We start from the raw sequence: 398 nt of genomic DNA on the forward strand, positions 1-398 counted from the left end.
GACGTTCAGCGTGCCGAGGCCCGCCGCGGCCACCACCAGGACCGGGGCGCCCAGCAACCGGGCCACGTCCGCGAGCGTCCCGCCGGCCTCGTCGAACCGCACCAGCAGCCCGCCCGCGCCCTCCACGATCACCAGGTCGTGCTCCACGGCGAGCTTCAGCGCGGCATCGGCGATCTCGTCGGGCGACACGGCGGCCAAGCCCGAACGCCGAGCAGCCGTAGCAGGCGCCAACGGCTCGGGAAACCGGGCGAGTTCCACCACGGTCAACGCCCCCACACCACCACGACCCGCCCCGGGCCCGGCGACCCCTACCTGCGCGGCCGTACCGCCCACCTCCGCCTGCGGGGCGGCCGCGCCGAACCGGGTCCGCCGGGCCGATCCGAGCGGGTCTGCCCGAC

Annotated in this window: 1 protein-coding gene; it reads right to left on the reverse strand. The window is 76.9% G+C overall.

Features of this window, described 5'->3' with window-relative positions; translation table 11 throughout:
- Positions 1-398: dethiobiotin synthase (locus GT042_RS11565; protein ID WP_161308627.1), on the reverse strand; the 398-nt coding region annotated here is incomplete at both ends.

Source organism: Streptomyces sp. SID3212 (assembly GCF_009865405.1).
Taxonomy (GTDB): domain Bacteria; phylum Actinomycetota; class Actinomycetes; order Streptomycetales; family Streptomycetaceae; genus Streptomyces.